This window comes from Castellaniella defragrans, assembly GCF_014203015.1.
Taxonomy (GTDB): domain Bacteria; phylum Pseudomonadota; class Gammaproteobacteria; order Burkholderiales; family Burkholderiaceae_B; genus Castellaniella; species Castellaniella defragrans.
This window is the reverse complement of sequence record NZ_JACHIB010000012.1, coordinates 46,146-63,483: the sequence shown is the minus strand read 5'-3', so window position 1 is coordinate 63,483 and position 17,338 is coordinate 46,146. Positions and strand designations below refer to the sequence as shown.

Genomic DNA, 17,338 nt, shown 5'->3' with positions numbered 1-17,338 from the left:
CCGGCTTTTTTTCAGGAACCTGCGCGTGTCCACTCTTGAACTCCGATCCGTCCGGAAATCGTTCGATCAGACCACGGTGATCCCCGGTGTCGATCTCCAGGTCGACCATGGGGAATTCGTCGTCTTCGTCGGGCCGTCCGGTTGCGGAAAGTCCACCCTGCTGCGCCTGATCGCCGGCCTGGACGCCCCCAGCGGCGGCGAGATCCTGATCGACGGCGAGTCCGTCATCGACGTCGGCGCCGCGGACCGGGGCTGCGCGATGGTCTTCCAGTCCTATGCGCTGTATCCGCACATGACCGTATACGCCAACATGGCGTTCGGCCTGGAGAATGCCCGCGTTCCCCGGGCCGACATCCAGGAAAAGGTGCGGCAGGCCGCCGCCTTGCTGCGCCTGGACCAGCTGCTGGAGCGCAAGCCCACCCAGCTCTCGGGAGGGCAGCGCCAGCGCGTGGCGATCGGCCGCGCGATCGTGCGCAATCCCAAGATATTCCTGTTCGACGAACCCCTGTCCAATCTGGATGCGGAGCTGCGGGTCTCCATGCGCGCCGAATTGCGCGACCTGCATCAACGCCTGCGGGCGACCATGATTTACGTCACGCATGACCAGGTCGAGGCGATGTCCATGGCCGACAAGATCGTCGTGCTGCGCGCCGGCCGCATCGAGCAGGTGGGCATGCCGCAGCAATTGTACGAGCGGCCCTGCAACACGTTCGTGGCGGGCTTCATCGGCAGCCCGCGCATGAATTTCCTGCCGGTCGGGAGCGTGCGGCAGGACCCCGTCCTGGCTTGCCGCGTCCCGCCGGGCGCGCGCCGGGTGGGCATACGCCCCGAGCACTGGGTGCCGGCCCCGGAGGGCGGCGGGCTTCCCATGACGGTGACGGGCCGCGAGTATCTGGGCGCGCAGTGGCTCGTCCGCGCGCGGCTGGGCGACGGCACGCCCGTCGAGGCGCTGATGGCCGGTGGAACCGGCCTGGAGCGGGAGCCGGTGATCCGCCTGAGCGCCGCGCCGGAGCACGTGCATGCGTTCGATGAAAACGACCAACGGATCGACCCACTGATCGAGAGGACCTGAAACCCTATGACCCCACTGAAGACAGCAGGCTGGCAGATGAGCCCGGGCGCGGCGGATGCCGACGCCCGGGCGATATTGGATGACGGAGGAGAGCTGCGGCTGGTGTTCCTCTCGCCCACCATGGCGCGTTTCAGCTGGCGGCCCGCGCAGGGCTTCCGGGAACCGCGCACGTGGGCGATCAGCCCCGTGCCGGGGCGGGATGTGCCCTGGGACGGACGCGAACGCGACAGCCTGGACGGGTTCGAGAGGCCGGCACTCGCCTGCCATGAGCAGGCGCCGCTGCAGCTGTCCGCGGGGCGCCTTGCCGTCCGCCTGCAGGGAGCGGCGCATCGGCCCATCGGGCTGGAGTGGGTGGATCCGCGGACCGGCCGCCTGTACCAGTCGGACCGGGCAACGAGCGCGTACCTGACGGAGACCCGCACCGGGTTGTTGCGCCACTGCGTGGCGCGGCACCCCGAGGACCGGTATTTCGGTCTGGGGGACAAGACGGGGCCGCTCAACCTGCACGGCCGGCGGCTGCGCTGCATGGGCCAGGATTCGCTGGGCTACGACGCCCAGAGCGGCGACCCCTTGTACAAGCACTGGCCGTTCGTCCTGACGCGCACGCCCGATGGACTCTGGACGGGGGTCTATTACGATACGCTTGCGGCCTGCACGTTCGATCTGGGTTGCGAGCACGACAACTATCACGGTTTTTTCCGCACGGTCGAGATCGACGACGGCGATCTCGATTACACCATCATGGTGGGCGATACGCCCGCCGAGGTCGTGGCGCAGTTCGTCCGCCTGATCGGCGGCACGCACCTGCCGCCGCGCTGGTCGCTGGGCTATGCGCAGACGGCCATGGGCCTGCCCGATGCGCCCGATGCGCAGCAGCGCCTGGACGCCTTCATCGATCAGTGCGCCGAGCACCGGATCCCGATTTCAGCCTTTCATTACGGGTCCGGCTATTCGAGCCGCGGCCAGCGGCGGTACGTATTCACCTGGAATCGCAGCAAGTTCCCGGACCCGCGGGCGATCAACGCCAAATTCCACGCCGCGGGGATGCGTCTCGTGGCCAACCTGAAGCCGTGCCTGCTGGACGATCACCCCGCCTACGAGTCCCTGGCGCAGGAAGGCGCGTTCATTCTGCATCGGGGCAGCGGCGAACCGGTTCTGGAGCCCTTCTGGGATGGACAGGGTTCGCATCTGGACTTCACGCGCGCACAGGCCGTGGCCTGGTGGCAGCGGCAGTTGAAGGAACAGATCCTCGACCAGGGGATCGACGTCGGCTGGAACGACAACAACGAATACGCCATCCAGGCCGAGGATGCCTATTCGGCGGGGTGGGGGCGGCCGATCCCGATGCACCGCAGCCGTCCCTTGCACAGCCTGCTGATGACGCGGGCGACGTTCGAGGCCCAGCGGGACCATGCGCGCGCCCAGGGCGACGATCAGCCCGTCTATACCGTGACGCGGGCGGGCCCTCCGGGCTTGCAGCGCTATGCCCAGACGTGGTCGGGCGACAATTCCACCAGCTGGAAGACCTTGAAGTGGAACATCCGGACGGGCCTGCAAATGAGCCTGTCGGGCATGTTCAACATCGGCCATGACGTGGGCGGGTTCTGCGGTCCCGTGCCGGACCCGGAACTGTTGCTGCGATGGGTGCAGGCCTGCAGCCTCAATCCGCGGATGGTGATGAATTCCTGGAAGACGAACGGCGTCACCAACCTGCCCTGGATGCACCCCGAGGTCGAGGATGCCGTGCGCGACGCCATCAATCTGCGCTATCGCCTGATGCCTTATCTTTGGCAGTGCGTCGAGCAGGCGTGCCGGGACGACGTGCCGATCATCCGGCCGACCTTCTTCAACTTTCCCGGCGACGACCGGTGCTTCGAGGATTCCGACGACTTCATGCTCGGCGACTGGCTGTTGATCGCCCCGGTCGTCGAGGAAGGACTGGTGCGGCGGCGCGTCTATCTGCCGGTGCTGCCCGAAGGCGGCCGCTGGTTCGCCCTGGATACCGGAGAGGCGTTTGAGTCGGGGCGGTGCCACGAGGTCGAGGCGCCCCTGGAGCGCCTGCCGATCTTCGCGCGCCAGGGGGCACGCATTCCCGTGTCATCCCCCCGGCCCGGGAAGCTCGCCGCCCACGACGATCCTGTCAGCGATGTGCTGACTTTCTAGCCCTCCGGCGCCGGGTCCGGAACCCGGCGTCCGCGGGGGCTCAATCCGCCCCGGCCTCCAGGTCGATCAGGGTCGCGCCTTCGGTCACCTGGTCGCCGACGGCGTAGAAGACCTCCCGCACCGTGCCGTCGTGCGGCGCTTCGATGGTGTGCTCCATCTTCATGGCCTCCATGACGATCAGCGGCGTGCCGCGCGTCACCACGTCGCCCGCCGCGACCGCGACCGACAGGATCTTGCCCGGCATGGGGGCGCTCAGGCCGCCGGCCGCGTCGTCGGCGGACGCGGCCGCCAGGGCGAGCGGGTCGCGCCATTCCAGCGTCTGGCGCCGGCCCTCGGCGAAGACGTCCAGGCGCGCGCCGTCGCGGTGGACGTCGCCGCGCGCCTCGGCCTCGCCCAGGCGGACGCGGACGCGGGCCGGGTGGCGGCCCTCGGCCTGCCAGTGGAAGTCCTGGGCGGGGCGGTCGTCCACCGCCAGGGTCCAGTCCCGGCCGTCGCGGCGCAGGTGCACGGCGCGTTCGCCGCGCGCGTCCTTCAGGACCAGGATGCGCTCGTAGCGTCCGCCCACGCGCCAGCCGTCGGCCTGGCTCCAGGGGCCGGCGTCCGCCGCCAGAGCGCCGGGGCGGGCGAGGCCGTCGTGGTGCAGCAGCGCGGCGGCGGCCAGGGCCAGCGCGCCGTCCTCGCAGTCCCGCGGCGCGGGGAACAGGCGCTCGTGCTCGCGTTCGATCAGCCCGGTGTCCAGGTCGGCGGCGGCGAAGGCCGGGTCGTCCATCAGGCGGCCCAGGAAGGCGATGTTGGTCTGCACGCCGGTGGCGCGCACCGCGCCCAGCGCGCGCAGCATCCGCTGGCGGGCCTGCTCGCGGTCCTGGCCGTGGACGATCAACTTGGCGATCATCGGGTCGTAGTGCGGCGAGATCGTGTCGCCTTCCCGCACGCCGCCGTCCACGCGCACGGGGCCGGTCTGGAAGACCACGTGCGGCGGCCATTGCAGGGCGTCCAGGCGGCCGATGCTGGGCAGGAAGTCCTTGTCCGGATTCTCGGCGTAGATGCGCGCCTCGATGGCGTGGCCCTGGATGCGCAGCTGGTCCTGGCGCAGCGGCAGCGGCTGGCCGGCGGCCACGCGCAGCTGCCATTCCACCAGGTCCTGGCCGGTGATGGCCTCGGTGACCGGGTGCTCGACCTGCAGCCGGGTGTTCATTTCCATGAAGTAGAAGCGCCCGTCGGGCTCGGCGATGAATTCCACCGTGCCGGCGCCGACGTAGCCGACGGCCTGGGCGGCGGCCACGGCCGCGCGGCCCATGGCCTCGCGCCGCTCGGGCGTCATGCCGGGCGCGGGGGCTTCCTCGATGACCTTCTGGTGGCGCCGCTGCACCGAGCAGTCGCGCTCGAACAGGTGCACGCACTGGCCGTGCGTGTCGGCGAAGACCTGGATCTCGATGTGGCGCGGCTTGGTCAGGTAGCGCTCGATCAGGACCTGGGCGTTGCCGAAGCTGCTGGCCGCCTCGCGCTGGCAGGAGGCGAGGGCCGCCTGGAATTCGGCGTCGGCGTGGACGATGCGCATGCCCTTGCCGCCGCCGCCCGCGCTGGCCTTGATGAGCACGGGGTAGCCGATGGCGCGGGCCTGCTCCTGGAGGAAACCGGCTTCCTGGCGCTCGCCGTGGTAGCCGGGCACCAGGGGCACGTCGGCGCCGGACATCAGGGTCTTGGCGGCGGACTTGCTGCCCATGGCGGCGATCGCGTCCACCGGCGGGCCGACGAAGACCAGGCCGGCCCCGGCGCAGGCGCGGGCGAATTCGGCGTTTTCCGACAGGAAGCCGTAGCCCGGGTGGACGGCCTGGGCGCCGGTGCGGCGGGCGGCGTCCAGGATGGCGTCGGCGCGCAGGTAGCTGGCGGCGGGCTCCGGGCCGCCGATGCGCACGGCGCGGTCGCAGGCGTGGACGTGGCGCGCGTCGGCGTCGGCGTCGGAATAGACGGCGACGGTGCGGATGCCCATGCGGCGGGCGGTGGCGGCGATGCGGCAGGCGATCTCGCCGCGGTTGGCGATGAGGAGGGTGTCGAACACGGCGGTTTCCTTACATTCTGAACACGCCGAAGCGGGTGGCTTCGGCCGGGGCGTGACGGGCGGCGGCCAGGCCCAGGCCCAGCACCCGCCGCGTGTCGGACGGCGCGATGATGCCGTCGTCCCATAGCCGCGCGGTGGAATAGTAGGGATGGCCCTCGCGCTCGTACTGGGCGCGGATGGGCGCCTTGAAGGCGTCTTCCTCGTCGGCGGACCAGGCGCCGCCCTTGCGTTCGATGCTGTCGCGCCGCACGGTGGCCAGGACGCTGGCGGCCTGCTCGCCGCCCATGACCGAGATGCGCGCGTTGGGCCACAGGAACAGCAGGCGCGGGCCGAAGGCGCGGCCGCACATGCCGTAGTTGCCGGCGCCGAAGGAGCCGCCGATCAGCACCGTGAATTTCGGCACCGAGGCGGTGGACACGGCCGTGACCATCTTCGCGCCGTGGCGGGCGATGCCTTCGTTCTCGTATTTGCGGCCCACCATGAAGCCGCTGATGTTCTGCAGGAAGACCAGGGGGATATTGCGCTGGCAGCACAGTTCGATGAAGTGCGTGCCCTTCTGCGCGGCCTCGGAGAACAGGATGCCGTTGTTGGCGATGATGCCCACCGGCATGCCGTAGATGCGCGCGAAGCCCGTGACCAGGGTGGTGCCGAAGCGCGCCTTGAATTCCTCGAAGTCGGAGCCGTCCACGATGCGCGCGATGACCTCGCGCACGTCGTAGGGCTTGCGCGTGTCCTGGGGGATGATGCCGTCCAGCTCGGCCGGGTCGTACAGGGGCTCGGCCCAGGGGCCGGGCGCGGGTGGGGCCGGGCGGTTGAGCCGCGCCACCGCGTCGCGCGCCAGGCGCAGCGCGTGGGTGTCGTTCTCGGCCAGGTGGTCGGCCACGCCCGACAGGCGGGTGTGCACGTCGCCGCCGCCCAGGTCCTCGGCCGAGACTTCCTCGCCGGTGGCGGCCTTGACCAGGGGCGGGCCGCCCAGGAAGATCGTGCCCTGGTTGCGCACGATGATGGATTCGTCGCTCATGGCGGGCACGTAGGCGCCCCCGGCGGTGCAGGAGCCCATCACCACGGCCAGCTGGGCGATGCCCATGGACGACATGACGGCCTGGTTGTAGAAGATGCGGCCGAAGTGGTCGCGGTCGGGAAAGACCTCGTCCTGGTTGGGCAGGTTGGCGCCGCCCGAATCGACCAGGTAGATGCAGGGCAGGTGGTTCTGCTGGGCGATTTCCTGGGCGCGCAGGTGTTTTTTCACCGTGAGCGGGTAGTAGGTGCCGCCCTTGACCGTGGCGTCGTTGCAGACGATCACGCATTCGGTGCCGCCCACCCGGCCGATGCCGGTGATCAGGCCCGCGCCGGGCGAGGCGTTGTCGTAGACGTCGAGCGCCGCCAGCGGCGACAGTTCGAGAAAGGGGGTGCCGGGATCGAGCAGGCGCTCGACCCGCTCGCGCGGCAGCAGCTTGCCGCGCGCCAGGTGCCGGGCGCGGGCCGTTTCGCCGCCGCCCTGCGCCGTGCGGGCGATGCGCTCGCGCAGATCGTCGACCAGCGTCCGCATGACGCGGGCGTTGTCCTGGAATTCCTGGGATCGTGGGTTGATGCGGGACTCGATGACCGGCATGTCGGTTCCTGGAAGTAAAGAAAAATGGCCTGCATGCTGCACGGATTCATCAGACTGTGGGGGCCAGTTTCAAACTTGTGGCATCTCCCCACGTCGCGCCTTGCAAGGCGCTCCGATTCGTCGGGCACCGGGCAGTCCGCAGGGGCTGCCCGGTGCCCGGACTCATCCGCGGGTACTGCGTGGGATTTACAGCATTTCGACGGCCAGGGCCACGGCTTCGCCGCCGCCGATGCACAGCGAGGCGATGCCGCGCTTGCCGCCGGTCTTGCGCAGGGCGCCGATCAGCGTGGTCAGCAGGCGCGCGCCGGAGGCGCCGATGGGATGGCCCAGGGCGGTGGCGCCGCCGTGGATGTTGACCCGGTCGTGCGGGATCTTCAGGTCGGCCATGGCGGCCATGGTCACCACGGCGAAGGCTTCGTTGATCTCGTACAGATCGACGTCGCCGGCCTGCCAGCCGGCCTTGTCCAGCAGCTTCTGGATCGCGCCGACCGGGGCGGTGGTGAACCACTGCGGATCGTGCGAGAACTGGGTGTGGCCGACGATGCGCGCCAGGGGCGCGGCGCCGAGTTCCTTGGCCTTGGCGGCGCTCATCACCACCAGCGCCGAGGCGCCGTCGGAGATCGAGGACGCGTTGGCCGCCGTGATCGTGCCGTCCTTCTTGAAGGCGGGCTTGAGCGTCGGGATCTTTTCCGGCATGGCCTTGGCGGGGGCCTCGTCGGTGTCGATCACGGTGTCGCCCTTGCGGCCCTGGACCGTGACCGGCGCGATTTCCCACTTGAAGCTGCCGTCCTCGGTGGCCTGGCGCGCGCGGCGCAGCGATTCCAGGGAGAAGGCGTCCTGCTGCTCGCGCGTGAAGCTGTACTTGGAGGCGCAGTCCTCGGCGAACACGCCCATGGCGGTGCCGCGCTGGTAGGCGTCTTCCAGGCCGTCCAGGGCCATGTGGTCGTAGACCGTGGAATGGCCGTAGCGGTAGCCCTGGCGGCCCTTGAGCAGCAGATAGGGGGCGTTGCTCATGCTTTCCTGGCCGCCGGCCACCACCACCTCGGCCGAGCCGGCCTTGATGATGTCGTGGGCCAGCATCACGGCCTTCAGGCCCGAGCCGCAGACCTTGTGCAGGGTGCTGCACGCGACGCTTTTGGGCAGGCCCGCGCCCAGGGCGGCCTGGCGGGCGGGGGCCTGGCCCTGGCCGGCCTGCAGGACGTTGCCCATGATGACTTCCTGGACGGCGTCGCCGGCGATGCCCGCGCGCTCGACGGCGGCCTTGATCGCGATGGCGCCCAGTTCATGCGCGGCCAGGCCGGACAGGCTGCCCATCATGCCCCCCATGGGGGTGCGGGCGGCGGATACGATGACGATGGAATCGGACATGGTGAGGCTCCTTTCTCTTGCTCTAGAGGGTATCCGTTGAATCGCTCCGGGGCGGCCGCGAATGGCCGTCCGGCGGCTGCAGCCTGCGCGACTGGTCGTAGGGGAAGATGTCCTCGATGCGACCCTGGGCGGCGCGCGCGCGGCAGTCCTGCCACCATTGTGCATCCAAAAGCGGCGCGTGGTATTTCAGGAAGGCGGCGCGCACCCGGAGGTCGCCCAGCAGGAACCGCTCGAACTCTTCCGGGAAGACGTCGTTGGCGCCCACGGGGTACCAGGGTTCGCCGGACATCTCGGCCTCCTCGTTGGGGGCGGGCGGGATGCGGCGGAACTGCATTTCGGTCATGCGCTGGATCTCGTCGTAGTCGTAGAAGACCACGCGGCCCAGGCGGGTGACGCCGAAGTTCTTGTACAGCATGTCGCCGGGGAAGATGTTGGCGGCGGCCAGCTCGCGGATGGCCTGGCCGTATTGCTGCACGGCGGCTTCCAGGGCGGCGTCGGAGGCGCTGGCGAGGAAGATGTTCAGCGGCGTCATGCGGCGTTCGATGTAGACGTGGCGCAGCACCACCAGGCCGTCGGTCTCCTCCAGCAGGCTGGGGACCTCGCGGCGCAGGCCTTCGAGCAGGCGCGGCGAGAAGCGGCTGCGCGGCAGGGCGACCTGGGAATATTCCCAGGTGTCGGCCATGCGCCCGACGCGGTCGTGCTTCTTCACCATCTGGTACTTGCGCCGCACCGTGGCCTCGTCCATGCCGTCCTTGGCGATGCGGTCGCGGATCAGCTTGAACACGTAGGGATAGGACGGCAGGGTGAACACCGTCATGACCATGCCCTGGATCCCCGGCGCGTAGTCGAAGGCGTCCCGCGAGTGCGACAGGTGGTGCAGGAAGTCGCGGTAGAACAGGGTCTTGCCCTGCTTCTGCAGGCCGATGGTGGTGTAGATCTCGGCCTTGGGCTTGCGCGGGAACAGCGAGGACAGAAAATCGACGTAGGCCGCCGAGGCCTCCATGTCCACCAGGAAATAGGCGCGCGTGAAGCTGAACAGCGTGCTCAGGTCGTCGCTGGTGTGCAGCAGGGCGTCGAACTGGATGTGGCCCGAGGGCGTGTGCAGCAGCGCCACGGCGAAGGGATGGATGGCGGTCTGGTTGATCAGGCGGCCGACGATGTAGGCGCCCTTGTTGCGGAAGAACAGGGTGTTGAGCACCTGGATCTGGCAGTCGGGCGCCAGCCGCTTGCCCAGGCCGCGCGGCAGGGTGCGGCGCAGGTGGCGCAGGCCCATGCGGGCCATGCGCCGCACGTCCGCCGGCAGGTCGTGATAGGGCGCGGCCAGGCCGAAGTCGGCCGCCATGCGGGTCAGGCTGGGCAGCAGGCCCTCGGTCAGCGGATAGTAGGCCCGGTAGGACGGGTGCTCGCCGTCGATGTAGTCGGTCGCCACCGCCGGGCGCACGAACAGGAAGTCGTTGTTGAAGTAGTTGCGGTGCAGGATGCGGCAGGACACCGAGTTGAAGAAGGTCTCGGCGCATTCGGGCTGGCGGTGGCCGGCCAGCAGGGTGATGTAGCTGGTCTTGGCGGCCAGCCAGAATTCGATCTGCTCGCCGGTCAGGGCCGTGTCCGGCGCGGTGTGGGCGCGGGTGGTGCCGCGCAGCGCCTGGCCCAGGGCCGCCGCGCATTCCCGTACGCGGGTATCGTAGTATTCGATGCGCTCGCGCGAGAGCTGCTGGATGCCGTGCCAGTCGCCCGATTCAAACAGCGCCTTGGCGCGCTGCGCGCTGTAGCGGAACAGCGAATAGTGGCGGTCGAATCCGGCCAGGATCATGCGCGCCACGGCCTCCGGGGACTGGCCCCGGGGCGCGACGGGCTCGATGCGGCGGTGGTCGCCGGTGTCGTCCATGGCTGCGCGGCTCCTGGGTCGGGTTCAGGCGGTTTCGCCGAACAGCTCGCGGCCGATCAGCATGCGGCGGATCTCGCTGGTGCCGGCGCCGATCTCGTAGAGCTTGGCGTCGCGCCACAGGCGGCCGGTGGGGTAGTCGTTGATGTAGCCGTTGCCGCCCAGGATCTGGATGCCCTCGCCGGCCATCCAGGTGGCCTTCTCGGCGCAGTACAGGATGACGCCGGCGCAGTCCTTGCGCACCTGGCGCGCGTGGCCGGCGCCCAGCCTGTCGAGGTTCTTGCCGACCGTGTAGCAGAAGGCGCGGCAGGCCTGCAGGGTGGTGTAGAGGTCGGCCAGCTTGCCCTGGATGAGCTGGAATTCGCCGATCGCCTGGCCGAACTGCCTGCGTTCGTGCACGTAGGGCACGACCACGTCCATGACCGCCTGCATGATGCCCAGGGGGCCGGCCGCGAGCACGGCGCGCTCGTAGTCCAGGCCGCTCATCAGCACCTTGACGCCGCCGTCGACCTCGCCCAGCACGTTCTCGGCCGGGACCTCGCAGTCCTGGAACACCAGCTCGCCGGTGTGCGAGCCGCGCATGCCCAGCTTGTCGAGCTTCTGCGCCACCGAGAAGCCGGGGAAGGTCTTCTCGACGATGAAGGCGGTGATGCCGCGCTGGCGGGCCTCGGGCCTGGTCTTGGCGTAGACCACCAGGGTGTCGGCGTCCGGCCCGTTGGTGATCCACATCTTAGTGCCGTTGAGCACGTAGCGGTCGCCGCGCTTCTCGGCGCGCAGCCGCATGCCGACGACGTCCGAACCCGCGCCGGGTTCGCTCATGGCCAGCGCGCCGATCCGTTCGCCGGAGATCAGGCCGGGCAGGTATTTCTGCTTCTGCGCTTCGGTGCCGTTGCGGTGGATCTGGTTGACGCACAGATTGGAGTGCGCGCCGTAGGACAGGGCGATGGACGCGCTGGCGCGCGAGATTTCCTCCATGGCGATCATGTGCGCCAGGTAGCCGAGGTTGGCGCCGCCGTAGGCCTCGGCCACGGTCACGCCCAGCAGGCCCAGGTCGCCGAACTTGCGCCACAGGTCCATGGGGAACTGGTCGTCGCGGTCGGCCGCGGCGGCGCGCGGGGCGATCTCGGCTTGGGCGAAGTCGCGCACCGCCTCGCGCAGCATGTCGAGGTCGGAGCCGAGGTCGAAGTTCAGGCCGGGCAGGTTCATGGGGTGGTCTCCTGGTGTCGTGGGTGGCGCGCCCGCAGCAGCGCTTCGCATTCGGCCTGCTGGCGGCGGATTTCTTTCAGGGTCTCGTCCAGATCGCGCCGCTGCTGTTCGAGCTTGGCGCGGTGGCTGGCGAGGACTTCGGCGTACTGCCGCAGCTGTGCTTCGCTGTTGGCGCCGCCGCGGTCGTACAGGTCGATCAGGGTGACGATTTCGGCCAGCTGCAGCCCCAGCCGCCGCCCGCGCAGGGCGAGCTTGAGCCGCGTGCGGTCGCGCGGGGCATAGACCCGGTTGCGGCCTGCGCGCGCCGGGCTGACGATGCCCTGATCCTCATAGAAGCGGATCGTGCGCGGCGTGATGCCGAATTCGCGGGCAAGCTCGGAAATCGTCCAGGTGGCTTGGCTCATGGGGTGGGATGCGGCGATGGGTGGATCGGCCGGCGGCTCGGTCGGGGAGCGCGCGAAACGGCGGGTCCAGTCAGCGCCCATTATGGATTACGTTTACGTTAACGTAAAGAGGAAATTCTGACATAATGATGCGAGAAAACCCGCAGAAAAACCCGAATCTACTGGAGACGCGGCATGAACCCGCTGGAAAACGAACTCGACTATCCCTGGGGCGACGCCCTGCCCGAATCCGGCCGCGCGCGCGAAGTGGCCGCCGGTGTGCGCTGGATCCGCATGCCGCTGCCCTTCGCCCTGGACCACATCAATCTGTGGCTGCTGCGCGACCGCATCGACGGCCGCGAGGGCTGGACGGTGGTCGATTGCGGCATCGACCGCGCCGAGGTCCGCGACTGCTGGGAAACCGTGTTCGAGCAGGCGCTGGACGGCCTGCCGGTGCTGCGCGTGATGGTCACCCACATGCATCCGGACCACGTCGGCCTGGCCCATTGGCTGTGCGAGCGCTGGCAGGCGCCGCTGTGGATGTCCATGACGGACTACGCGGTGGCCCGGCTGTGGTCGGGATCGTCGGTGGCGGATTCCTCGGTCGAGGGCAGCGGTCCGTCCGGCGTGGGCGCGGCGCGGCACTTCGCCCGCCACGGCCTGGCCGATCCGCAGGCGCTGGACACGATCCGCGCCCGCCACGACTATTACGTGCGCCTGGTGCCCGGCATGCCGTCGCGCTTCCACCGCCTGATGCATGGCCAGGAAGTGTCCATCGGCGGGCACGGCTGGCGCGTCATCGTCGGCTACGGCCATGCGCCCGAGCACGTCTCGCTGTGGTGTCCGGACCTGGGTGCGCTGATCTCGGGCGACATGGTGCTGCCGCGCATTTCCACCAACGTCAGCGTGTTCGACCTGGAGCCCGAGTCCGATCCCCTGCGCCTGTACCTGGATTCGCTCGCCGCCTACGAAGCGCTGCCCGCGGACACCCTGGTGCTGCCGTCCCACGGCCGGCCCTTCCGCGGCCTGCACCGGCGCATCGTCCAGCAGCGGGAGCACCACGCCGAGCGCCTGGCCGAGGTCCTGGCCGCCTGTGGCGAGCCGCGCACCGCCCACGATCTGCTGCCGGTGCTGTTCCACCGCAAGCTGGACCTGCACCAGCTGTCCTTCGCCATGGGCGAATCCATCGCCCACCTGCACGCCCTATACTTCCAGGGATCCCTGCGGCGCACCCTCGGCGAGGACGGGGTGTACCGTTTTCAAAAGATCTGAGTTCATGACATTCCACGATTCCGACCGCATCGACACGCTGCTGCAGCACATCGGCCAGGCTCCCCTGGATCCGGCCACCGGCTCGGGGCCGGTCGCGCTGCCCTCGTACCGCACCAGCACGGTGCGCTTCGCCTCCATGGACGTGCTGGACCGCGCCCAGGCGGCCAAGCAGCGCGGCGAGCGCGTGCCCACCTACGGCCGGGTCGGCCTGCAGACGCACGAGGCCCTGGAGACGCTGCTGTGCGGCCTGGAAGGCGGCGAGCGGGCGTTCCTGGCGCCTTCCGGCATGGCGGCCATCAGCATGGCGCTGATGGCGCTGCTGGGCCAGGGCGACCATGCCCTGGTCGTGGACTGCGTGTACGGGCCGGTGCGCTACCTGCACAAGACCGTCCTGTCGCGCATGGGCGTGGCCATGGATTTCGTGCGCGGCGACCTCGCCGGCCTGCAGGCCGCCCTGCGCCCCGAGACCCGGGTGCTGTACCTGGAATCGCCGGGCTCGCTGCTGATGGAAATGCTGGACCTGCCCGCCCTGGCCAACTGGGCCCACGAGCACGGCCTGGTCGTGGTGGCCGACAACACCTGGGGCTCGGGCTACATCTACCGGCCCCTGCAGCTCGGGGCCGACGTGTCGGTGATCGCCGCCACCAAGTACGTCGGCGGCCATTCCGACCTGATGCTGGGCGCGGCCGTGGCGCGCGCCCCGGCGCTGATCGGCAAGCTGCACGAGACCCATTACGCCCTGGGCAGCACCGTCAGCGCCGACGACGCCTGGCTGGCGCTGCGCGGCGCGCGCACCCTGGGGGTGCGCCTGCGCGCCTGCGCCGAGCACGCGATGGAGGTCTGCCGCTGGCTGGACGCCCAGCCCCGGGTGTCGCGGATCTTCTTCCCCGCCTGGCCGGACGACGCCGGCCATGCGCTGTGGCGGCGCGACGCGACGGGGTCCAACGGCCTGCTGTCCGTGGCCGTCGATTTCGACGAGCGGCAGGTGCGCCGCCTGATCGACGGCCTGCGGCTGTTCGGGATCGGCTATTCCTGGGGCGGCTACGAAAGCCTGGTCACGCAGGTCGAGCCTTCCGCCCTGGCCGCCCACGGCTACTGGGCCTCGGTAGCCGACGCGCGCATGCGCAAGGGCACGGTGCTGCGCCTGCACATCGGCCTGGAAGACCCCGCCGACCTGATCGCCGACCTGGCGCAGGCGTTCGAGGCGGCGTCGCGCGATTGACGTGACCAGGGGCATTGCACCCCCGGCCGCCTGTTTTACTGCTTCCCCGCCAGCAGCTGCTTGACCAGCTTGTCGGCCTCGTCGATGGCGCCCTGGTAGGTGCCGGTGTTCGAGGGCGAGGTCAGGTAGCGGCCGCCAATGGCGATGGTCGGCGTGCCGTCCACGTGGTAGGACTTGGTCAGCTCGTCGGCGCGGGAGACCTTGGTCTGCACGCCGAAGGAATTGAACGTGTCGGTGAAGGTCTGGCGGTCCAGCCCCTGCGAGGCGGCCCAGTCGATGATTTCCTTGGCCTGGGTCAGGTCCTTGCGCTGTTCGTGGATGGCCTTGAAGACCTGCGGATGCAGGTCCAGGCGGTCCAGGGCCTCCAGGGTGTAATAGAGCTTCTGCATGTCGCGCATGCTGGCGTTGAAGGCGACCGGCACGCTCTTGAAGGCCACGCCCTCGGGCAGGGTCTTGCGCCATTTCTCGATCAGGGGTTCGATGGCGTTGCAGTGCGGGCAGGTGTAGAAGAAGAATTCCAGGACTTCGATCTTGCCCGGGGTGTCCGAGGGCTGGACCGGATCGAGCGTATCGTAGGGCGCCGCCTGGGCGGGCGTCATGGCCAGCGCGGCCAGTCCCAGGACCAGGCCCGACACGAGGCGGGAAAACAGGGCGATCTTCATGGTGGGCTCCTTGGGGGGCGGTTCAGGGGCGGACGACGGTCGATTCGATCTTCTCGTCGCCCAGGCGGGCCCGGGCGCGGTTCATTTCGTCGATGCCCTTGAAGGGGCCGACGCGCACGCGGTTGATGGGGGCGCCGTTGGATTCGCCGGTTTCGACGCGCACCGGCAGGCCCAGCAGCACGACCCGGGCCAGCATGGCCTGGGCTTCCTTCTGCGAACGGAAGGCGCCGGTCTGCAGGTAGTAGGTGGTCTGCGTGCCGGGCGCCGGGCGGGCGGCGGGCGGCGGGGGAGGCGGCGGCGGAATGGGCTGGCTGGTCTGCGGCGGGGCCGGCGGATTCACCGGTGCCGCCGCCGGGGCGGGCTTGGCCGCGGGCTTGTCCAGCCCGGCGATGATCTGGCCGATGGCATCGGACAGCGGATTTTCCGGCGAGGCGCCGGGCTCCGGCGCCGGGGCCGGCGGATTGGTGCTGCTGCCGCCCTGGGCGGCCGAGCGCGTGCCCGCCGGGCCGTCCTTGCCGTACAGGGCGATGTTCGGGTCCGGGGCGTTCTTCACGTCCGGCAGCAGGGTGGTCGGGTCGTCGCGGCTGGCCTTGTCCTTGAAGGGCATGGGGGCCTTGGTGACGAACAGGGCGACGGCCACCGCGGCCGCCACCCCGAGCACCATGCCCAGGACCAGGCCGAACCAGGCGCTGCCCGACCGCGAGGATTTCTTGCGGGTGGCCATGGCGCTACATGCGCTCGGGGGCGCCGACCCCCAGCAGGCCCAGGCCGTTGGCGATCACCTGGGCGGTGGCGCGGGCCAGGCGCAGGCGGGCGGCACCCAGGGCGGGGTCGTCCACCAGGATGCGCTCGGCGTTGTACCAGGCGTGGAAATCGGCGGCGCAGTCGCGCAGCCAGAATGCCAGCTGGTGCGGCGCCAGTTCGCGGGCGGCCTGCGTCAGCACGCCGGGGTATTCGGCCAGGCGCTGCAGCAGCGTGATTTCGGTGGGGGCGGTCAGCAGGGATGGGTCCGCCGCCCGCGCCTGGCTGCCGGCGTCGTGCTGGCGCAGCAGCGAGTGGATGCGGGCGTGCGCGTACTGGATGTAGTAGACCGGGTTTTCCTCGCTGCGCGACAGGGCCAGGTCGATGTCGAAGACAAATTCGGAATCGGCGCGGCGCTGGGCCAGGAAGAAGCGCACGGCGTCGCGTCCCACCCAGTCGATCAGGTCGCGCAGCGTGACGTAGCTGCCGGCGCGCTTGGAGATCTTGACCTCGGCGCCGTCGCGCATCACGCGCACCATCTTGTGCAGCACGTAGGCCGGGTAGTCGGCCGGGATGCCCAGGCCCAGGCCCTGCAGGCCCGCGCGCACGCGGGCGATGGTGCCGTGGTGGTCGGTGCCCTGGATGTTGATGGCGTGGTGGAAGCCGCGTTCCCATTTGGCGACGTGGTAGGCCACGTCCGGCACGAAATAGGTATAGCCACCCTCGGACTTGCGCATGACGCGGTCCTTGTCGTCGCCGGTGCCCAGTTCGGTGGTGCGCAGCCACAGCGCGCCGTCCCGTTCGTAGGTGTGGCCCGCGTCGATCAGGGCCTGGACGGTGCGCTCGACGCGGCCGCTGGTGTAGAGCGAGCTTTCCAGGTAGTAGTTGTCGAAGCGCAGGTCGAAGGCCTGCAGGTCCAGGTCCTGCTCGCGGCGCAGGTAGGCCACGGCGAAGCGGCGGATCGCGTCCAGGTCGTCGAGGTCGCCGGACGCCCGGATGGGGTCGCCGTCGCTGGCCTGGACGGTGGCGCCGGCCAGGTAGTCGCGCGCGATGTCCTGGATGTATTCGCCCCGGTAGCCGTCGGCGGGGAAGGCCGGGTCGTCGGGCTCGATGCCGCGCGCGCGCGCCTGCACGCTGATCGCCAGGTTGTGGATCTGGTTGCCGGCGTCGTTGTAGTAGAACTCGCGCGAGACCTGGGCGCCCTGGGTGGCGAACAGGCGGCAGATGGAGTCCCCCAGCGCCGCCTGGCGGGCGTGGCCGACGTGCAGCGGGCCGGTGGGGTTGGCGGAGACGAATTCCACCAGCACGCGCTCGTCGGTGGCGGGCCGGTGGCCGTAGCGTTCGCCCTGGGCCTGGATGGCGTCCAGGACGGCCTGGTGGGCGGCGGACGACAGGCGGAAATTGATGAAACCCGGGCCGGCAACTTCCGCCGAGGCGATCAGGCCGGCCGCGTCCGGGTGGGCCAGGACGCCCGCCGCGACGGCCTGCGCCAGTTCGCGCGGGTTGCGCCGGGCCGCGCGGGCGGCCTGCATGGCGACGTTGCTGGCGACGTCGCCGTGGGCGGCGATTTTCGGGCGTTCGAGGGTGATGTCCAGAGTCTGGCCGGGGATCAGTGTGTCCAGGACGGAGCGCAGGATGGCGATGAGCCGGGTGTGTTGCTCGGGTAGCATGGTGTCCGTATCTGAGGGTATCCCGA

At 69.9% G+C, this 17,338-nt stretch carries 13 protein-coding genes; 4 read left to right on the top strand and 9 right to left on the bottom strand.

Annotated features, from left to right (window positions below):
* Positions 1 to 25: 25 nt before the first annotated feature.
* Together HNR28_RS10965 and HNR28_RS10960 are read left to right on the top strand one after the other, a co-directional pair.
* Entirely contained in the window at positions 26 to 1,072 is a 1,047-nt protein-coding gene (locus HNR28_RS10965) for an ABC transporter ATP-binding protein (protein ID WP_151025538.1), read from the top strand.
* 6 nt (positions 1,073 to 1,078) lie between these two features.
* Positions 1,079 to 3,235, top strand: coding sequence for a glycoside hydrolase family 31 protein (locus HNR28_RS10960; protein WP_151025539.1), 2,157 nt, complete (start codon positions 1,079 to 1,081; stop codon positions 3,233 to 3,235).
* Between the two features lie 40 nt (positions 3,236 to 3,275).
* Here HNR28_RS10960 and HNR28_RS10955 read toward each other — a convergent pair whose 3' ends face one another.
* The 6 genes from HNR28_RS10955 to HNR28_RS10930 form a co-directional block, all read right to left on the bottom strand.
* The gene (locus HNR28_RS10955) at positions 3,276 to 5,294 is read right to left on the bottom strand and encodes an acetyl/propionyl/methylcrotonyl-CoA carboxylase subunit alpha (protein ID WP_184142881.1); all 2,019 of its coding nucleotides are present in this window, start codon (positions 5,292 to 5,294) and stop codon (positions 3,276 to 3,278) included.
* 10 nt (positions 5,295 to 5,304) lie between these two features.
* Positions 5,305 to 6,906 carry a carboxyl transferase domain-containing protein gene (locus HNR28_RS10950; protein ID WP_043679358.1) on the bottom strand — a complete coding sequence of 534 codons (1,602 nt, stop codon included), beginning with the start codon at positions 6,904 to 6,906 and terminating at the stop codon, positions 5,305 to 5,307.
* Between the two features lie 186 nt (positions 6,907 to 7,092).
* Positions 7,093 to 8,274 carry an acetyl-CoA C-acyltransferase gene (locus HNR28_RS10945; RefSeq protein ID WP_043679362.1) on the bottom strand — a complete coding sequence of 394 codons (1,182 nt, stop codon included), beginning with the start codon at positions 8,272 to 8,274 and terminating at the stop codon, positions 7,093 to 7,095.
* 22 nt (positions 8,275 to 8,296) lie between these two features.
* Positions 8,297 to 10,159, bottom strand: a complete 1,863-nt coding sequence (aceK, locus tag HNR28_RS10940) for a bifunctional isocitrate dehydrogenase kinase/phosphatase (RefSeq protein ID WP_151025096.1) — start codon at positions 10,157 to 10,159, stop codon at positions 8,297 to 8,299.
* A gap of 24 nt (positions 10,160 to 10,183) precedes the next feature.
* Positions 10,184 to 11,362 carry an isovaleryl-CoA dehydrogenase gene (locus HNR28_RS10935; RefSeq protein WP_151025095.1) on the bottom strand — a complete coding sequence of 393 codons (1,179 nt, stop codon included), beginning with the start codon at positions 11,360 to 11,362 and terminating at the stop codon, positions 10,184 to 10,186.
* On the bottom strand, positions 11,359 to 11,766 hold the full coding sequence (locus HNR28_RS10930) for a MerR family transcriptional regulator (protein WP_043679369.1): 408 nt from the start codon (positions 11,764 to 11,766) through the stop codon (positions 11,359 to 11,361). The genes HNR28_RS10935 and HNR28_RS10930 overlap by 4 nt, the downstream gene beginning before the upstream one ends.
* A gap of 174 nt (positions 11,767 to 11,940) precedes the next feature.
* Here HNR28_RS10930 and HNR28_RS10925 point away from each other — a divergent pair, with 174 nt between their 5' ends.
* The gene (locus tag HNR28_RS10925; protein WP_151025094.1) at positions 11,941 to 13,017 is read left to right on the top strand and encodes an MBL fold metallo-hydrolase; all 1,077 of its coding nucleotides are present in this window, start codon (positions 11,941 to 11,943) and stop codon (positions 13,015 to 13,017) included.
* Between the two features lie 4 nt (positions 13,018 to 13,021).
* Positions 13,022 to 14,239, top strand: coding sequence for a trans-sulfuration enzyme family protein (locus HNR28_RS10920; RefSeq protein WP_151025093.1), 1,218 nt, complete (start codon positions 13,022 to 13,024; stop codon positions 14,237 to 14,239).
* Positions 14,240 to 14,274: 35 nt separating this feature from the next.
* Here the strand turns inward: HNR28_RS10920 and HNR28_RS10915 are convergent, their stop codons facing one another.
* From HNR28_RS10915 to argS, 3 genes are read right to left on the bottom strand one after another with little or no spacing between them, the layout of a single operon-like run.
* Positions 14,275 to 14,901 (bottom strand): thiol:disulfide interchange protein DsbA/DsbL, encoded by a 627-nt coding sequence (locus HNR28_RS10915; protein WP_043679381.1) that lies wholly within the window; start codon positions 14,899 to 14,901, stop codon positions 14,275 to 14,277.
* 22 nt (positions 14,902 to 14,923) lie between these two features.
* Complete coding sequence (locus tag HNR28_RS10910) at positions 14,924 to 15,625, bottom strand: SPOR domain-containing protein (protein ID WP_043679383.1); 702 nt, start codon at positions 15,623 to 15,625, stop codon at positions 14,924 to 14,926.
* A gap of 4 nt (positions 15,626 to 15,629) precedes the next feature.
* A complete protein-coding gene (argS, locus tag HNR28_RS10905; RefSeq protein ID WP_151025092.1) occupies positions 15,630 to 17,312 on the bottom strand; it encodes an arginine--tRNA ligase in 1,683 nt (560 codons plus the stop codon).
* Between the last annotated feature and the right edge of the window lie 26 nt (positions 17,313 to 17,338).